Origin of the sequence: Shewanella sp. LZH-2, assembly GCF_016859145.1 — a bacterium.
Classification (GTDB): Bacteria; Pseudomonadota; Gammaproteobacteria; order Enterobacterales; family Shewanellaceae; genus Shewanella; species Shewanella xiamenensis.
The window spans coordinates 4,090,533-4,108,783 of sequence record NZ_CP069350.1 but is presented as its reverse complement, the minus strand read 5'-3'; the positions used below and the strand labels follow the sequence as shown (position 1 = coordinate 4,108,783).

Here is an 18,251-nt window from a genome sequence, read left to right as displayed (position 1 = left end):
GATGCCTATCACTGTGCCTATGATTCTCGCTTAAGGAATTCTTATGTTGCAAAAAGCAATCGAAGCCGCGATTAAAAATCGGCTATTAGTGGTGTTGGCGCTGCTGGCGGCGGTCGCTGCCAGTGTGGCCATGTTGCCCAAGTTGAATCTCGATGCCTTTCCCGATGTCACCAACGTACAGGTGACCATCAATACCGAGGCTGAGGGTTTGGCCGCCGAAGAGGTAGAAAAACTCATCAGTTATCCGGTCGAATCGGCCATGTATGCTTTGCCAGCGGTGACTGAAGTGCGTTCGTTATCGCGCACTGGCTTGTCTATTGTGACGGTCGTCTTTGCTGAGGGCACGGATATTTACTTTGCCCGACAGCAAGTGTTTGAGCAGTTACAGGCGGCGCGGGAGATGATCCCAAGCGGGGTGGGTGTGCCAGAAATTGGCCCTAATACCTCTGGATTGGGGCAGATTTATCAATATATTTTGCGGGCAGATCCAAGTGCAGGCATCAATGCCGCCGAGCTGCGTAGTCTTAACGACTACCTCGTCAAACTTATCTTGATGCCCGTTGGCGGCGTGACCGATGTGTTATCTTTTGGCGGCGAAGTTCGCCAATATCAAGTGCAGGTCGACCCTAATAAGTTGCGTGCTTATGGCTTGTCGATGGCGCAGGTGAGTGAGGCGCTCGAAAGCAATAACCGTAACGCTGGTGGCTGGTTTATGGACCAAGGCCAAGAGCAACTAGTGGTTCGAGGCTATGGTATGTTGCCCGCCGGAGAGGCAGGGCTTGCCTCAATTGCTCAAATTCCACTCACTGAAGTACGTGGCACGCCTGTGCGAGTGGGTGACATTGCAAAGGTCGATTTTGGCAGTGAGATCCGCGTAGGTGCCGTGACTATGACGCGTCGCGATGAGGCTGGGCAGGCGCAAGCCTTGGGTGAAGTGGTCGCGGGCGTAGTGCTTAAGCGCATGGGCGCTAACACTAAGGCGACGATTGATGATATCGATGCGCGGATTAATCTGATTGAGCAGGCGTTGCCGAAGGGCGTGTCCTTTGAGGTGTTTTACGATCAAGCGGACTTAGTGGATAAAGCCGTTACCACAGTACGCGATGCGCTGCTGATGGCTTTTGTGTTTATTGTGGTTATCTTAGCGCTGTTCCTTGTGAATATCCGCGCCACCCTGTTGGTGTTGCTGTCTATCCCTGTATCCATCGGTTTGGCGCTGATGGCGATGTCCTATTACGGACTGTCGGCTAACTTGATGTCCCTTGGTGGTTTGGCGGTAGCCATTGGTATGTTGGTCGATGGCTCAGTGGTGATGGTTGAGAATATTTTCAAACATTTAACCCAACCGGATCGCCGTCATTTAGCTGAGGCAAGGGCGCGTGCCGATGGTGAAACTGACCCGTACCATGGTGATGAGGATGGGGGTGTTAACGCTGATGATGACGAACATCAGGGGAATATGGCCGTGCGCATTATGCTGGCGGCGAAAGAAGTGTGCAGTCCTATCTTCTTCGCGACCGCCATCATCATTGTGGTGTTTGCGCCGCTATTTGCGCTGGAAGGAGTTGAGGGCAAGCTGTTCCAACCTATGGCCGTCAGCATTATTTTGGCGATGATTTCCGCCTTGCTGGTGGCATTAATCGCGGTGCCAGCTTTAGCGGTATATCTGTTTAAACGTGGAGTTGTGCTGAAAGAAAGTGTGATCTTAAGGCCGCTGGATAGCGCATATCGCAAACTGCTCAGTGCAACGCTAGCGCGTCCTAAAATGGTGGTACTCAGTGCGGCGCTGATGTTTGTCATGAGCATGGCATTGCTGCCCAGACTCGGCACCGAGTTTGTGCCCGAGTTAGAGGAAGGCACGATTAACCTGAGGGTCACGTTAGCACCCACCGCCAGCCTTGGCACCTCTTTGGATGTAGCACCTAAGCTTGAGGCTTTGCTGCTGGAATTCCCCGAGGTGGAATATGCCTTAAGCCGAATCGGTGCGCCCGAATTAGGCGGCGATCCTGAGCCTGTCAGCAATATTGAAGTCTATATCGGCCTAAAACCCATCGAAGAATGGCAATCGGCCAGTTCGCGTTTGGAGTTGCAACGGCTGATGGAGGAAAAGCTCAGTGTCTTCCCTGGGCTGCTACTCACCTTCTCACAACCGATTGCGACTCGGGTCGATGAGCTGCTTTCGGGGGTTAAGGCTCAGTTAGCGATTAAACTCTTTGGCCCCGATTTAGAAGTCTTATCTGAAAAAGGCCAAGTGCTGACCGATCTGGTGGCGAAAATCCCCGGCGCTGTGGATGTGTCCCTCGAACAGGTGAGTGGGGAGGCGCAGTTGGTAGTGCGGCCAGACCGTTCGCAGCTTGCCCGTTATGGCATCAGTGTCGATCAGGTGATGACACTCGTCAGCCAAGGTATTGGTGGCGCCAGTGCTGGCCAAGTGATCGATGGTAACGCCAGATACGACATTAATTTACGCCTTGCCGCCGAGTTTCGCAGCAGTCCAGATGTGATTAAGGATTTGCTCTTGAGTGGCACCAATGGCGCAATTGTGCGCTTAGGCGAAGTGGCCAGCGTTGCAGTGGAAATGGCGCCGCCGAATATTCGCCGTGACGATGTGCAGCGCCGAGTGGTGGTGCAAGCGAACGTGGCAGGGCGCGACATGGGCTCTGTGGTAAATGATATTTATGCGTTGGTGCCTAAGGCTGATTTGCCTGCTGGATATACTGTGATTGTGGGTGGTCAGTATGAAAATCAGCAGCGGGCACAGCAAAAGCTGATGTTGGTAGTGCCAGTCTCAATCGCCTTGATTGCCTTGCTGTTGTACTTCTCCTTCGGTGCGGTTAAGCAGGTATTACTGATTATGGCGAACGTGCCGCTAGCACTCATCGGCGGTATTGTGGCGTTGTTTGTTAGTAGTACTTATCTGTCGGTGCCAAGCTCCATTGGCTTTATCACGCTGTTTGGGGTGGCTGTGCTCAACGGAGTGGTATTAGTGGATTCGATAAACCAACGCAGGCAGAGCGGCGAGTCGCTCTATGAATCGGTTTATGAAGGCACTGTGGGCCGCTTACGACCAGTATTGATGACGGCATTAACCTCTGCCTTAGGGTTAATTCCGATCTTAGTGTCATCGGGCGTTGGTAGTGAAATCCAAAAGCCGCTAGCGGTGGTGATCATTGGCGGTTTGTTTAGCTCAACGGCACTGACGTTATTGGTATTACCGACCTTATACCGCTGGTTATATCGACACGATAAATTGCCTGACTAGTTGGGGCTGAGTCTTGGCATGATTTTGTGGTAAGTCTCAATGTTAAAGTTTAAAAATCAGCGAGCTATAGTGTTTGATATAGGCTAGGCTTAGCGCTGGTATTAAGGATAAGTATCTCTGGAGAGAGTATGATCGCAGTCATTTTTGAAGTCGTTCCCACGAAAGAAGGAAAGGAAGAGTATCTGCATGTGGCCGCTGAAATGCGCCAGTATTTAGAAGGCCGCAAGGGATTAATTTCGATTGAACGTTTTCAGAGCTTAACCGACGATGGTAAGGTGCTGAGCTTATCGTTTTGGGATGATATGGCCTCTATTACCCAATGGCGTAATCAAATGGCCCACAGCATTGCCGAGCAGACTGGCATAGTGCCTTGTTTGTTTAACGCTTATCGCATCCGTGTCGCCGAAGTGGTGCAAGATTATAGCGAAACCGTGCACGAAGCCGCAGAGTAATCGAGACCTGACAGGTTAAAAACAAAACCCATCGAAATCGATGGGTTTTTTATGTTTAATACTCTGCCTAAGTGACTTTTAAGGCTTATTTTTCCTGTTGAGCTTTAAGCAGATCGCGGATCTCAGACAGTAGTTCTTGATCTTTGGTCGGTGCGGGCGGAGCAGAAGGCGCTTCTTCTTGTTTACGTTTTAAGCTGTTAATGGCTTTTAAGCCCATAAAAATCGCGAAGGCGATAATGGTAAAGTCGATAACGGTTTGGATGAATTTACCGTAAGCGATGACAACCGCAGGCGCATCACCTTGGGCAGCGAGGAGCACAACGCTCAGATCACTAAAATTCACCCCCCCTAAAATGATCCCAATCGGCGGCATAATGATATCGGCCACAAAGGATGAGACTATCTTGCCAAAAGCGGCACCGATGATAATACCCACCGCCATATCGATTACATTGCCACGGGATGCAAAAGCCTTGAACTCTTTAAGTAAGCTCATTAGGTTTCCTCCGAAAATATGATTAAATGTTAAATTTTATTGTATTAACTGTATCAGGAAAACCTTAGGGTCTTTTGCTGCCTGTTACCTTGTCAAGCTTATAGGGGCTTAAGGATTAAGGCAATTCTGAGATTAAGGATTTATTCTGTACTGGCAGATTTCACACTCTCAAGGTTACAGTTGTTAATTTTGCTGTGAATGGGTCTATTTTTGCTGACCGATAAATTCTGGCACTTCTAATACTTGTGAGCCCCAGCGTTTAAACAAAGAGGCGTAGATAAACTCGATAAAAACGCGGTATTTGCGCGGCAGATAGGCTCGCTTGGGATAGCTGAGTACCACCTTGGTTTGCACCATAGGATAATCGTCAAGGAGTCGCACTAAATAGCCTTTCTCTATCGCCTCTTGGGCAATAATCGACGGCACGGCCGTAATGCCAAGCCCTGCAATGGCGGCTTCGCGGGCAATGGTGACATTATTCACTGTTAATTGCGTGACGGGCTCAATGACTACCCAAGTTTTACCATCAAATAGCTTCCATGCCCCTTCAATATGGGCCGACTGTAAACGAATTGCTTTATGTTTAGCCAAATCCTGTGGCACTTTTGGCGTGCCATGTTCGGCCAAATATTTAGGGCTGGCCATTAAGGATTTATAGGCGTTAACTAAGGAATAACTTTGTAGGCGGGTATCACTCGAGTCAGCGATTTGGAATAGCAGATCCACACCTTCTTCTATCACATCCACTTTACGGTTAGTGAGCTCGGCTTCTATGGTGATATCGGGATAAAGGGTTAAAAACTGGGCGAAGATCGGCCCAAGAAACAGTTGGCCTAATTCAATAGGGCATACGATTCTTAGGTTACCTTTGATTAATTGCTGGTGGGCACTGAGCTGATTTTCGGCGCTTTGAAGATCACTTAAGATCTTATTGATTCGATTGTAATAACTCGAACCCGCTTCTGTGAGTTTGAGTGCGCGAGTCGTTCGGAATAATAGCTGAGTACCCGTATCGGCTTCTAGTTCGGCAATTTTGCGACTGACTGTTGCCTTAGTGAGTCCGAGGGCTTTAGCTGCCCCGGTAAAACTACCTTGCTCTACCACTTGAGCAAATATTTGCACCCGATTGAGATCCATGATTGTTACACCTGTGAAACAGTGGGTTGATTTTTAACTACCTAATAAACTTGATGAGACAGTAGTACACTAGTACTCACTAATCAAGGAGTCATTCATGTCCAAAAGTAAGCTCATTATCGCCGTTCCACTATTACTCGCCGCTGCTGCGGGTGGCGGCTATTACTGGTGGACGCAAGTACGTTTTATCGAAACCACTGATAATGCTTATGTTGAGGCCGATATCTCCCATGTGAGCGTAAAAGTGCCAGGTTATGTGGTGTTGTCCGATGTGACCGATAACCAGCATGTGCGTAAGGGCGAGTTATTAGCGCAACTTGAAGATAACCAGTTTAGCGCCAAAGTCAGCCAAGCTGAGGCTGCACTTGCCAGTGCCAAAGCCGATCTACAAACCTTAGCCGCTAAGGTGGATCTGCAACATGCGCTGATCAGCCAAGCGAGTGCGGGTGTGGTGGCGGCGCAGGCTGATAAAATTCGTGCCGAGCAACAATTAAGCCGAGCGAAAAAGTTAAAAGTCAGCAATTACAGCTCACAGGACGATGTCGACCAATTACAGGCGGGTTTTGATTCTGCTGCTGCGCGCCTCGATGAAGCCAAGGCGCTGTTAGTGGCTAAAGAACGTGAGCTTGCTGTGTTTAATGCTCAGCTTAATCAAGCCCGCTCTGTGGTTGAGCAGTCGAATGCGGCATTGGAGCTAGCTAACATTCAGCTCAATGATACCCGTGTGACCGCGCCCTTCTCTGGGGTGATTGGTAAACGCGGCGCTATGGTGGGGCAGTATGTTCAGCCCGGCCAAGCACTCTTTAGTTTGGTTCCGGACGGGGCTGTGTGGATCTCGGCGAACTTTAAAGAAACCCAAATCCAACATATGCAACCCGGGCAGTCGGTGCAGGTCAGTCTCGATGCGTTTCCCGACAAAACCTTTACAGGTGTTATCGATAGTCTGTCGCCGGCGTCCGGAGCCAAATTTAGTCTGCTGCCCGCCGAAAATGCCACGGGTAACTTCACCAAAATCGTGCAGCGTATTCCGGTGCGGATCCGTTTAGAACTGTCCGAAGCAGAGGCGCGTGTCGTCCCTGGGTTAAGTGCGGTGGTGAAGGTCGATACTGCGTCGCATCCGACGACAGCTATCGCTGCTAACGTCGGTCGCTAAGTAGGTCGTTAACATGAGCACAATTGCTGCTGCACCTGAGGCTATCGCCGCAGGGGCTACGCCGAGCGAATATGAGCGTGGTAGTCGCCGTTCGTGGATTGCCGTTTTTGGTGGTTTGATTGGTGCCTTTATGGCGATCCTCGATATTCAAATCACCAATGCCTCGATGAAGGAAATCCAAGGCAGCCTTGGGGCGACGCTTGAGGAAGGCAGCTGGATTTCAACGGCTTATCTGGTTGCCGAGATGATTGCGATTCCGCTCTCGGGCTGGTTAAGCACTGGGCTCTCGGTCAGGCGTTATCTGCTGTCGACCACCGCAGCCTTTATCTTTGCTTCTATTCTGTGTTCGATTTCGTGGAACCTCGAGGCCATGATCGCCTTTCGGGCGTTGCAGGGCTTCTTTGGTGGCGCGTTGATCCCGCTGGCTTTTCGGCTGATCTTAGAATTTTTACCCGAGAATAAACGTGCCGTGGGGATGGCGTTATTCGGGGTGACTGCGACATTTGCGCCCTCGATTGGCCCAACCTTAGGTGGTTGGTTAACTGAGCATTTTAGTTGGCATTACCTGTTTTATATCAACGTGCCGCCCGGATTGCTGGTAATGGCGATGTTGGCCTATGGTCTCGAAAAACGCCCTGTGGTATGGGACAAGCTGAAAAATGCCGATTTAGCGGGCATTGTCACCATGGCGCTGGGCATGGGTTGCCTCGAGGTGGTGCTTGAGGAGGGAAACCGTAAGGATTGGTTTGGCTCGGATTTGATCCGCAATCTCGCCATCATTGCCGCAGTGAATTTAGTGCTGTTTGTGTGGATCCAACTCAACCGTAAAGATCCTTTAGTGAATTTACGCTTACTCGGTAAACGTGATTTTGTGCTTTCAACCGTGGCGTATTTTTTATTGGGGATGGCGCTCTTTGGCGCTATCTATTTGATCCCACTTTATTTGTCTCAAGTGCATGATTACACACCACTGGAAATTGGTGAGGTGATTATGTGGATGGGGTTCCCGCAGCTCTTGGTATTGCCATTAGTGCCGCGGTTAATGCAACGTTTCGACGGACGTTATTTAGCCGCCTTCGGCTTTTTTATGTTTGCCCTCAGTTATTACATGAACAGCCAAATGACCGCAGATTACGCTGGGCAGCAGATGATTGCCTCCCAAGTGGTACGCGCCTTAGGCCAGCCGTTTATTTTAGTGCCTATCGGAATGCTCGCGACTGCGCATTTAAAACCCCATGAAAATCCTTCGGCTTCGACCGTACTGAACGTGATGCGTAACTTAGGTGGGGCCTTTGGTATCGCCTTGGTGGCGACTTTAACCGATAACTTGGCTCGCAGCCATTTGGCCCATGTGAAGGAATCTTTGCCAGCGGTCAGCACGCAGGCGCAGGACTATTTGAATCAGAGTGCCAGTATGTTGCAACAGGGTGGCTCGGATCCCTACACCGCCTCTATGCAGGCCAAGGCATTGTTAGGGCAAACCATGAGTCAGCAGGCCTATATTCAAGCCTATAACGATGTGTTTTTGATTATGGGGGCCCTGTTGTTAATTGCCGTGGTGGCTGTACTGCTTATCCGTAAACCACAAGGCCCAGTCGCCCACGATGCGGTGATCGAATAACACTGAGTCAGTTTTCGCAATGCGTAACCCTTGCGTCTTAATTCCCCCCAGAATTAAGGCGCTTTTTTATGCGCAGAGCTGTGATAGACTCGAGCTCTTTTCCTGTCGTACGCAGAGCCTTTTTATGTCGATACAAGATTCAGTTGAGTGGCAAATTCTTAAATTTAATCAATTAACTGCCAACACCTTATATGAAATCCTTAAACTGCGAGTCGATGTGTTTGTGGTCGAGCAGGCCTGTGCTTATCCAGAGCTTGATGATAAAGATAGACACCCTGAAACCCAGCATTTAATCGGCTTATCGCCTGCGGGCGAGTTACTCACCTATGCCCGTATTTTGCCTCCGGGGCTGAGTTATCCCGAGGCCAGCATTGGCCGAGTGGTGGTGTCATCTGCTGGACGAGGTAAAGGATTGGCAATGCCGTTGATGCTGCGGGCGATCGAATCTGCACTCAGTACTTGGCCCAAGGCGGGGATCCAAATTGGTGCTCAGGATTATCTGAAAAACTTCTACCAAAAACTCGGGTTTAACATCTGTTCTGAAATGTATTTGGAAGATGGCATTCCTCATATCGACATGCGCTACCAGCCTAAGTAATCTAGTTTTAACTAGCTGAATTTACATCTTATTAAGGAAATCAAATGACTACTGTTGCGGACTATAAAATCAATCAACAACAACTCGTTTGCGTCGCGAGCTTTTTAGCCAAAGAAGGCAAAACCGAGGCCTTGATTGCGGCGCTCGCCTCGCTGATCCCCGATACCCGCCGTGAAGCCGGTTGTATTCGGTATGAGCTCAATGTCAGCCGTGATGAACCGCGCCGCGTGACCTTTGTGGAGAAGTTTGTTGATATTACTGCCTTCGATCAGCACTGCGCTAAAGAGGCTATTCAACATTATTTCCACCAAGTGATGCCTGAGTTGGTTGAGTCGTTCCAAGTCGAAACCTATCATCAGGTCATCGTCTAAGTGTTTTACCGTGTTATCGCTTAATAAACCTTATGTCGTCAGTAGAATGTATTAATTTACATTGTCTTTGCAGTTTATAGCATTGTATCAGGAGATTTTATTGGTTAGCTTACTGTCTTCGCTATTCAATGCCGCAACAAAATGTTAAACACTAATTAACTCACGGATGTATACAATGCTAAAAACATGGACACTGAGCCTTATTCCCCTCGTATTTCTCGGTTTGAGCGGTTGTGCATCGACAAATGCTGATACTAACTCTAACTCGAAAGTTACAAATACTGCTGAAAAGAAAGCTGCCAAGGAGTGTGACAAAGTTGCATCTATTGGTTCCAATATTGGACGTTGCAAAAAATAACATCCTGAAGCTTTGGGTTATAAGCATGCTCAATTTAGCTAAATCTGCAATCAATTAGATCAAATTTGTGCGACGGTCTGGTTTGCCATCAGCAGCTACTGATTGACTCCTAAAACACCTGATGAACCCCATCGGGTGTTTTTATTTAAAGGTGTAATGCGGCGGTTAATCGCTCAAAGGGAATAGTAAAATCTGACGCGTTAATTAATTTTATCTATTAAAAATCAAATTGTTAAATCTTGATGGTTGATATTTAAGAGTATGGTGCAGAGAATCGAGCTTAACTTATTAGATAATACTGATATTGAGTTGATTCAATCAGTCGTCAAGAGTTGTAATGGAAGAATTTGGCATTACAGTAAGTCGGCTTATCAAACTGTAATGCCAAAATTTATCGCGGGCAGTACTAAGCGTTATTTTGCCGCTTGATATACCTTAATTCGATTTCTTTCAAACGACGATTAAAGTCTTCTAAATGTGCCAACATGGCGGCTTCGGCTTTGGCTTCATCTTTTTCGATAACGGCTTGAACGATAATATCGTGTAAGCCCAAGGGATGGATTTCATCCGTTGGCGGCTCAAACTTTATTGTTTGATTTTTAAGTAAAATCAATAGTGATTTTACAATTGCCTCTAAGAAACGGTTGCCTGACATTTCTGCTAATAAATAATGCACTTCAGAGCGTAAAGCGACAGTCTCGGGATATGCGTACGAGTCATTTTCATGTCGCAATGCTTCATGCAGCGCAATTGCTTGTGCTGGTGTGCAATTTTTAGCGGCCATCCGAGTGACTTGAGGCTCAATCAAAATACGCGCTTGGCATAACTCAGGAAGTGACAGTTTTCCCATCATAAACATATCATGACAAGCGTCACTTAAACGTTCAAATGTCAGATGTTTAACAAATGCACCACCCGTTGCACCTTGGCGAATTTCTACCAAGCCGCTCGCTTCAAGGCTCTTAATGGCTTCCCTGACAACGGTTCGACTCACTTGGAATAATTCTATGAGTTCGCGTTCGGATGGTAGTTTATCACCAGCTTTATAATCGCCACCTAAAATAGCATTTTTTAGCTGTTGTCCAACTTCACTAGATGCTTTTATCTGCTTAATTGGCTTGAAGTTATGCACTAGTTTGCCCTCAATATGCTTAGTTCTGCCATCTTAACATAAAAGTACTTTTGAGGCAGGAAATGTACTCTCGCTTTTCCTATATTAGTGATTAAAAAACATTCATTTTTGTTGATCAAAGTAACATCTAGATAAATTTCGCAACTAGTTTCTCATATTTGTTCAGTCTTCATTGTTAAGTAAGGTTATACGTCATACATTTCTCTAAAGTGGTTTGGAGTCTGTTTCTTAACCAGTATAGGCATGGCAAACATGTCAACTAATAACAGGAAGATGATGATGAAAATGAAAAGCCTATCTTTTTTTGTGCTGTCTGCTCTTTCTGTATCTGCGTTCGCAGATACAACGATTGATAAAATGTTTAGCGATGGAACGGTTAAAGGTGAATTGCGGTTATTTGATTTTACGCGTGATTATGATGGCGCAACGAATAAAAAACATGATACGTCATTAGGTGGGCTGTTTTATTATAATACCGCTAAAGTTAACGGTATTAGTTTTGGTACTAGCTTTGCCTCTGCTAATCCAATTTGGACTAATGATTCTGATAGTGTTTATGGTTTAGTGGCTCGAGATAAAAATGGCGACCATGATAGTGTCAATCGATTGCAAGAATATTTTATTCAAGGTGATTGGTGGAATACTAAATTTAAACTTGGGGCTCAAGAATTAAGAACTCCGATGATGAATCCTCACGATATTAGAGCCATTCCAAGAACATTTCGTGGTTTTTCTGTTGAAAATAATAGCGTAAATAATCTCACTCTTTCCGCATTGTATATTACGGACTCAATGGGATGGTCTGATAACAGCTTCATATCGGTTAAAGAAGCTGTACAAAGTGAGCTAGCGAGAGCGGGTGTGATTACTGAGGTGGCAGATAACCCTGTTTATGCTCTGGGTGCTAAATATCAGTTACCTTTCGAAGCGGTCAAAACCGAGGTTAATCTTTGGCATTACCGCATGGAAGATGTTTTTAATCAAACCTATGCAAAAGTAAAATTTTCCACTGACATCAGTGCAGTTAATTTTTATCTCACTCCATCTTACTTAACTCAGAAAGCAACGGGTGATGAAACTGGCGGCCCACTAGACACATATCAATATGGTTTCCATCTCGGTGCCAAGTTTGCTGGTGCTGATATCACTTATCTATATGCTAAAACTGGTGATGACACTGTGCTCACTCCATGGGGAGATGAAAAAGTGGTTATTCAACAGGTATATCAATCTGCGCGTGCTGATGAAGAAGTCAATGCATTAAAACTAGCCTATGATTTTGAGAAACTGGGCCTTAATGGATTAGAGGCCTATGCATATTATGGTCAATATGATGTGCCAGAAAATGCTGGTAGTGATTTTAGCGAAATGAACTATTCAATTAGTTATAAATTCTCTGGAGCACTTTCCGGTTTAGGGTTAAAAGCTCGTTATGCCACTATTGATTTTGATCAAGGTGAGAATTTCAATGATGTTCGGTTCTATATTAACTATAAATTTACTTTAGGTCATTAGTACTGAAAACTGCTCCCCTGCAACTTTTTAAGGGTATACCATTGTTTTGGGTATACCTATTTTTTCTTGTGAAATGAATTTTAAATTACTTTTTAATTAGATAATTAAAATTAGAGTATCTATTAAATGGTGAGTTTGAAAATAGTCTGAAGTTGCTTATTAAATAAGGTTAGTTTTTCCATAAATTAAATATTTTGTGAAGTACTGCAAAGATGTTGCTAATACCTCTTTTTATGTATTGTCATATGTCATACATTTAATTGTCGATTGATTGGGTGTTCTTAAGTCAACGCAGCGGTTTTTAGCTTCTAAATACACGTAAAAAATCTGGGCACGAATAGACCCAGCACCATTGTGAGTGCAATACCACTCGCAATGAGGGCAAAGGAGTATCAAATGAGTAATAAATCGAAAGAAATTGATCAATACACAGCGAGTGTGCTTCAAAACGGGATCTCTCGAAGAAGTTTTCTGACTCGAGCGGCAATGGGCAGTGGTGGTTTAGCTTTTGCCTCTTTAGGAATGGGGTCTGCCAGTGCTGCACCACTGCAAGTGGGTGCTGAATGTGCCGAGATTGGCGGTGCTGCCTTAAGTTTTTTACCTAAACCTAAACCGATCGCAGATAAAGATATCGCAACGACTCAAACCTTTGACGTTGTTGTTGTTGGTGCCGGAGCTTCTGGTGTTCCAGCTGCATTATCTGCCAGAGAAAATGGCGCCACAGTTGCCTGTTTACAAAAACAAGCCATTCCTGTTTCACAGGGAAACACTGGTGCTGGTATCGATCTTAAAAACAGTGATAAAGCGGCTATTGAGGCGTTAGTAAGCCGTTTGATGGCTGATAATGCTCACCGCTCGCATCCTGGTTTATTAAGACAATGGGCTTACAACTCCGGTGAAGCAGTCACTTGGGTGATTGATCGAATGAAACAAAGTGGTGGCCAAGTGGTCGATCAGGGTACCAAGGTACAACATGGTATTCGTGGTATTGCGGACCAATCTGATCGTTTAAATTTTGTGACCTCATTCTGTGGCCCTAAACCCTACACAACCGGTGATGGTATTCGTGCACTGGCAAAAACAGCGGAAAAGGCAGGTGTAAAATTCTTCTTTAACACTCCTGCACAACAACTGATCCAAGACGAATCAGGCAAAGTGATCGGTGTTATTGCTCAAACTCGTGATGGTAAGTACCACAAATACATGGCGAAGAAAGGGGTCATCCTGTCTTCTGGTGATTACCAAAATAACAAGGCAATGTGTGATTTCTTTATTCCAGATTTGAAAAACTTTGAACGCAAACAAATGGACCGTACGGGTGATGGCTTTGCCATGGCGTATTGGGCCGGTGGGGTTATTGAACCTGTTGGTCATACCAAAATGTTGCATGACTTCGACGCGGGTCCTGCTTCAATGTGCGATATGCCTTTCTTAGCCGTTAACCGTAAAGGCGAACGCTTCGTTAATGAAACAGTTGAAATGTCATTAATGAATAACTACCTGAAAGATGAGTATAACGCGGGACATTACTCCCAGGTATTTGATTCGGATTACATGACACAAGCGAAGGATTGGCCTGGTCATCTTTATTCTCCAGAGGAGCTTAAGGTTTATATGCCTGAAGTGCCCGGCGAGAAAAAAGGTGTATTCCCTTCTTTGACCAATACCTACGCCGCCAACACCTTAGAAGAATTAGCTGTGAAGCTAGAATGTGATCCCAAAACCTTTGTTGCAAGCGTGAATCGTTACAACGAATTGTGCAAAAAAGGTAAAGACGAAGATTTTGGTAAACCAGCCAGCAAAATGGTTCCAGTGCTTAAACCGCCGTTTTACGGCATTCATCGTCGTATGAGAATTTCAACCTTATGTTCAGGAATTCTGGTGAACGAAAATCATCAAGTACTGGATGCGGATGGTAAAGAAATTCCTGGCCTGTTTATTGTCGGCAACTTGGGTGCGGGCTTCTATGGTGGTGTTGATTACCCATTAACAGTATTCGGTCTGTCTCTGGGACGTTGCTACACCTTTGGCTACTTAGCGGGCAAATACGTCGCGAAACTTTAAACGCCAAATTATCAATAGCGGCTGCTTTTAGTTGGCATCCAGTGACATGAATGATGGAATTTAAAAATGAAAAATCTCACAATTATTTTGGCTCTTGTCTTGGGCATTTTCGCAGCAAGTGCGATAGCAAAAGACAATGTTCTACTCGATCAAACCCATGCTGCAAAAGGGATTAAATGTAACAGTTGCCATGGAACAGGAGAGCGTCAAGCTGTGCCTATGCTTAAGTGTGTGCAATGCCATAACACTGAAAAGCTGGCGCTAAAAACTGAAAACCTGAAACCGACTAACCCCCATAACAACCGTCACTTTGCTACCGAGACGGATTGTGCTAAGTGCCACCACGTACACCAAAAGTCAGAAAATTTATGTGTAAGTTGTCACCCAAGGTTTGATTTGGTTACTCCCTAGAACCTTATCAGCATTAACTTGATATAAAGTATTGCAAATCGAAAATGCCAGTTAATGCTAACTGGCATTTCTTTTGGTCGGGTTTCACGACTTTATGCCTGAGTAACCATTTTTTAATGGCCTTTCCAATGGGTTATTTTCGTACCTACATCATCATCTTCAACGGTTAAGGTATTTATTTTTAGGTTTGTTTTATTAAGCCAGTGAGTGGTTTCTACAAAAATAACTATACATATATGTTTTTTCATATATATTAAATTCCATATGTAATTTTATCTACCTTTGGACTAAACCATGCAACCTGTCGCATTTTTTAAGGCGCTTGCCGATGAAACTCGGTTGAAATGTCTGCTGCTGATCCAGCGGGAAGGGGAATTATGCGTGTGTGAACTGATGGCTGCGCTGTCTGAAAGTCAGCCCAAGGTTTCGCGCCACTTGGCTCAGTTAAAAAAAGCCCGGCTGTTAGTCGATCGACGTCAAGGACAATGGGTGTTTTATCGGATTAATACTGAGATCGCGCCTTGGTGCCAGCAGGTACTTGCCCAAACCTGTGATGATAACGACATCTTTTTGCAGGAGAACCTGCGTAATCTCTGTCAAATGGGTGGGCGGCCTGAGCGAGCAAAAGCGTGTTGTTAATATAGCTTTTGAAACGTACTGGATTGGAGTTTGTCATGGCGGCTATAGAACAATATGTGGAGCTAACCCCCGATTTTAACGTGCTTTTTTTGTGCACACATAATGCTTGTCGGAGCATTTTAGCGGAGGCCATTGCTCGGCAACTGGCATTGGGGTTGCCACTGACTTTTATGAGTGCTGGCAGCGCCCCGTCGGGCAAGGTCCATCCTATGACCCTGAAACATCTTCAGCAACAGGGGTATTCAACCGCAGGCCTTCACAGTAAAAGTTGGGAGGCGTTAGCTGACTTCTCGCCGGATCTGGTTATCACCGTTTGTGATAGTGCAGCGGGCGAAACTTGCCCTTTATGGCTAGGAAATACCCCGAAATTGCACTGGGGATTACCCGATCCAAGCCAGCTGAACGTTGAAGATCAAGATGTCTTATTTTTTAAAATAATCAGATTGTTAGAGGGATGGATAGGTGCTTTGCTGCGTGTTGATTTAAAGGCCGAGCCTAGGGTTTTATCGGCAGCATTACAGCAAATTGTACTTGCCCACCCGTTAGTCGATTAAGAGGTTTATATGGGAATTTTTGAGCGTTATTTAAGTGTTTGGGTCGGGCTGAGCATTATTGCTGGGGTTGTGTTGGGGAATGTTGTCCCCGGTGTATTTGCTGCTGTAGCCGCGCTTGAATATGCCCATGTTAATTTAGTCATCGCCCTGTTTATCTGGGTAATGATTTATCCCATGATGGTGCAGATTGATTTTTCTGCGGTGAAAGATGTTGGCAAAGCGCCGAAGGGATTGATGTTAACGCTTTTCATCAACTGGCTCGTTAAACCTTTTACTATGGCATTGTTAGGCTGGTTATTTTTCAAGTTGCTATTTGCCGACTGGGTTGATCCGCAAACCGCCAGTGAATATATCGCGGGAATGATATTACTCGGTGTGGCGCCTTGTACTGCAATGGTGTTTGTGTGGAGTCAACTGACTAAAGGTGACCCGAACTATACGCTAGTGCAAGTCTCTGTTAACGATATCATTATGGTGTTTTTATTTGCGCCACTCTCGGCATTATTACTCGGTGTGAGCGATATTCAAGTGCCATGGGAAACTCTGTTACTTTCGGTTGTCCTCTATGTGTTATTGCCTTTGATTGCGGGTGTTGCGACTCGAAAACGCCTTGAGACGAGCCATGATACGAGTGCTGTGCCGCAGTTACTGGCTAAACTCAAACCTTGGTCTGTGATTGGGCTACTCGCGACGGTTGTGCTGTTATTTGGTTTTCAAGCGAAGACCATTGTGAGTCAACCACAGAATATTCTACTCATAGCTATCCCTTTGATTATTCAAAGCTATGGCATTTTTATCTTGGCCTATTGGCTTGCCTTAAAACTAAAACTTACCCATGCGATTGCGGCACCAGCGAGCATGATTGGCTCTTCTAACTTTTTTGAGCTGGCGGTCGCTGTGGCTATTTCATTATTTGGTCTGCACTCGGGAGCGGCTCTCGCGACTGTGGTTGGGGTATTAGTTGAGGTGCCTGTGATGTTGTCGCTGGTGTATTTTGCGAATCGTACTCGGCACTGGTTTCAATCTTAATAAATCGCAGGGTGTAGGTCTGCATTGTTTTAAGGAGCGATATGTTCCAAATATTTACTGATTTTGCGACTTGGCTAGTGTTTGGCGTGTTTGGCCTCGATGCGGGTTCGGCCTTGGGCGACGCAGTGCATTTTTTTGTAGAAGATGTCAGTAAAATTTTCGTATTGCTGGTGGTGATGATTTATGTGATCGCCCTGCTGCGGGCGTCCTTAGATGTTGAGCGAGCCCGCAATTATTTAGCGGGCAAGAATAAGGGCGTGGGTTATTTGCTGGGGTCGATTTTTGGCGCCATCACGCCTTTTTGTTCTTGCTCTAGCATACCAGTGTTTTTAGGTTTTACCTCGGCGGGTATTCCCCTTGGGATTACTATGGCCTTTTTGATCACTTCACCTTTGATCAATGAAGTTGCTGTCCTATTACTAATGAGTTTACTCGGTTGGAAATTTACCTTGCTCTATGTGGTTGTGGGGATGGCAGTGGGTATGCTCGGCGGATTATTGCTAGATGCGATGAAGGCTGAGCGTTGGTTGCAATCCTTCGCCGCCGAAGCCCTCGTCCGTGGGCGTCAGATGACAGCATCAAATGCTGTTTCAACGACTCAGCGAGCCCTCTCTTTTTCTGAACGTCACCAATTTGCCAAAGCTGAGGCGATTGATATTTTTGGCCGCGTCTGGAAGTGGGTCATTATCGGCGTAGGTCTTGGCGCTGCCCTGCACGGTTTTGTACCTGAGGGTTGGGTTGAAACCCACTTAGGCCAAGGTCAATGGTGGTCAGTGCCCGCGGCTGTATTAATCGGCATTCCCCTTTATTCGAATGCGACAGGCATTATTCCTGTCATGGAAAGCTTGCTAGCAAACGGTCTGCCAATTGGCACTACGCTAGCATTTTGTATGAGCACTGTGGCAGCCAGTTTCCCCGAATTTATTTTACTCAAACAAGTTATGCAGTGGCGCCTGTTGGCGCTGCTGTTGATTGTGCTATTAACGGCATTTACGTTAGTAGGTTGGATGTTTAATTTTGCAGCACCGTATCTTTAAGGAAATAACATGAAACAAGTCAAAGTATTAGGTAGTGGTTGCGCTAAATGTAGTAAAACCGCTGAAATGATTGCGGATATATCTGAAGAAATGGGCATAGATGTGATTGTGAAAAAGGATGCCGATCCGCAAACCCTATTGAAATTTAAGGTAATGAAAACCCCAGCGGTTGTGATCGATGGTGAGTTAATCCACAGCGGCTCAGTACCGACCCGAGATGAAATTGAAGGATGGCTAAGGGAGTAAATTAGAACCCATTTTAGCCAATCAAGGCTTGCTTTGGCCTAGCAATAATGGTTGTTAACAAGATGCGCCATTGTCATCTATTAGGGGTGGCAATGGCGATGTAATCGCTTAAGTAAAAAGTCCGTCTTATTCATAACATATTAAAAATTAACAATATAAATTTAAAAACAGCATAT

Annotated in this window: 17 protein-coding genes; 14 read left to right on the top strand and 3 right to left on the bottom strand. The window is 45.8% G+C overall.

The genetic code is table 11. The annotated features are described in order from the left end of the window. Positions 1–43: 43 nt before the first annotated feature. On the top strand, positions 44–3,262 hold the full coding sequence (locus JM642_RS18055; RefSeq protein WP_203432281.1) for an efflux RND transporter permease subunit: 3,219 nt from the start codon (positions 44–46) through the stop codon (positions 3,260–3,262). Positions 3,263–3,390: 128 nt separating this feature from the next. Continuing rightward, positions 3,391–3,714, top strand: coding sequence for an antibiotic biosynthesis monooxygenase (locus JM642_RS18050; protein ID WP_037413966.1), 324 nt, complete (start codon positions 3,391–3,393; stop codon positions 3,712–3,714). A gap of 85 nt (positions 3,715–3,799) precedes the next feature. Here JM642_RS18050 and mscL read toward each other — a convergent pair whose 3' ends face one another. Together mscL and JM642_RS18040 are read right to left on the bottom strand one after the other, a co-directional pair. Continuing rightward, positions 3,800–4,210 (bottom strand): large-conductance mechanosensitive channel protein MscL, encoded by a 411-nt coding sequence (mscL, locus tag JM642_RS18045; protein ID WP_037413967.1) that lies wholly within the window; start codon positions 4,208–4,210, stop codon positions 3,800–3,802. Between the two features lie 204 nt (positions 4,211–4,414). Beyond that, a complete protein-coding gene (locus JM642_RS18040) occupies positions 4,415–5,347 on the bottom strand; it encodes a LysR family transcriptional regulator (RefSeq protein WP_088586195.1) in 933 nt (310 codons plus the stop codon). 97 nt (positions 5,348–5,444) lie between these two features. Here JM642_RS18040 and JM642_RS18035 point away from each other — a divergent pair, with 97 nt between their 5' ends. The 4 genes from JM642_RS18035 to JM642_RS18020 all read left to right on the top strand — a co-directional run bounded on the left by JM642_RS18035 (position 5,445) and on the right by JM642_RS18020 (position 9,090). After that, complete coding sequence (locus JM642_RS18035) at positions 5,445–6,500, top strand: HlyD family secretion protein (RefSeq protein WP_203432280.1); 1,056 nt, start codon at positions 5,445–5,447, stop codon at positions 6,498–6,500. Positions 6,501–6,513: 13 nt separating this feature from the next. Further along, positions 6,514–8,121: a DHA2 family efflux MFS transporter permease subunit gene (locus JM642_RS18030; RefSeq protein WP_203432279.1), complete on the top strand. Its 1,608-nt coding sequence runs from the start codon at positions 6,514–6,516 to the stop codon at positions 8,119–8,121. Between the two features lie 124 nt (positions 8,122–8,245). Beyond that, positions 8,246–8,719, top strand: a complete 474-nt coding sequence (locus tag JM642_RS18025; protein ID WP_144375746.1) for a GNAT family N-acetyltransferase — start codon at positions 8,246–8,248, stop codon at positions 8,717–8,719. 44 nt (positions 8,720–8,763) lie between these two features. Next, complete coding sequence (locus tag JM642_RS18020) at positions 8,764–9,090, top strand: putative quinol monooxygenase (protein WP_203432278.1); 327 nt, start codon at positions 8,764–8,766, stop codon at positions 9,088–9,090. A gap of 764 nt (positions 9,091–9,854) precedes the next feature. Here JM642_RS18020 and JM642_RS18015 read toward each other — a convergent pair. Further along, positions 9,855–10,580: a FadR/GntR family transcriptional regulator gene (locus tag JM642_RS18015; RefSeq protein ID WP_203432277.1), complete on the bottom strand. Its 726-nt coding sequence runs from the start codon at positions 10,578–10,580 to the stop codon at positions 9,855–9,857. Positions 10,581–10,832: 252 nt separating this feature from the next. On the opposite strand from JM642_RS18015, the gene JM642_RS18010 reads away from it, so the two are divergent. The 8 genes from JM642_RS18010 to JM642_RS17975 all read left to right on the top strand — a co-directional run bounded on the left by JM642_RS18010 (position 10,833) and on the right by JM642_RS17975 (position 18,075). Continuing rightward, positions 10,833–12,095 (top strand): OprD family outer membrane porin, encoded by a 1,263-nt coding sequence (locus tag JM642_RS18010; protein ID WP_239000464.1) that lies wholly within the window; start codon positions 10,833–10,835, stop codon positions 12,093–12,095. Positions 12,096–12,491: 396 nt separating this feature from the next. Next, positions 12,492–14,159, top strand: a complete 1,668-nt coding sequence (locus JM642_RS18005; protein WP_037413985.1) for an FAD-binding protein — start codon at positions 12,492–12,494, stop codon at positions 14,157–14,159. A 66-nt stretch (positions 14,160–14,225) separates the two neighbouring features. Then, a complete protein-coding gene (locus tag JM642_RS18000) occupies positions 14,226–14,570 on the top strand; it encodes a cytochrome c3 family protein (RefSeq protein ID WP_037413986.1) in 345 nt (114 codons plus the stop codon). Positions 14,571–14,864: 294 nt separating this feature from the next. Beyond that, positions 14,865–15,209, top strand: a complete 345-nt coding sequence (locus tag JM642_RS17995; RefSeq protein ID WP_037413988.1) for a metalloregulator ArsR/SmtB family transcription factor — start codon at positions 14,865–14,867, stop codon at positions 15,207–15,209. A gap of 35 nt (positions 15,210–15,244) precedes the next feature. Next, positions 15,245–15,763 (top strand): arsenate reductase ArsC, encoded by a 519-nt coding sequence (locus JM642_RS17990; protein ID WP_203432276.1) that lies wholly within the window; start codon positions 15,245–15,247, stop codon positions 15,761–15,763. Between the two features lie 9 nt (positions 15,764–15,772). Next, positions 15,773–16,792, top strand: a complete 1,020-nt coding sequence (gene arsB, locus JM642_RS17985) for an ACR3 family arsenite efflux transporter (RefSeq protein ID WP_203432275.1) — start codon at positions 15,773–15,775, stop codon at positions 16,790–16,792. A 41-nt stretch (positions 16,793–16,833) separates the two neighbouring features. Continuing rightward, on the top strand, positions 16,834–17,829 hold the full coding sequence (locus tag JM642_RS17980) for a permease (protein ID WP_069453691.1): 996 nt from the start codon (positions 16,834–16,836) through the stop codon (positions 17,827–17,829). Positions 17,830–17,838: 9 nt separating this feature from the next. Beyond that, entirely contained in the window at positions 17,839–18,075 is a 237-nt protein-coding gene (locus tag JM642_RS17975; protein WP_203432274.1) for a thioredoxin family protein, read from the top strand. The last annotated feature ends 176 nt before the right edge of the window (positions 18,076–18,251 follow it).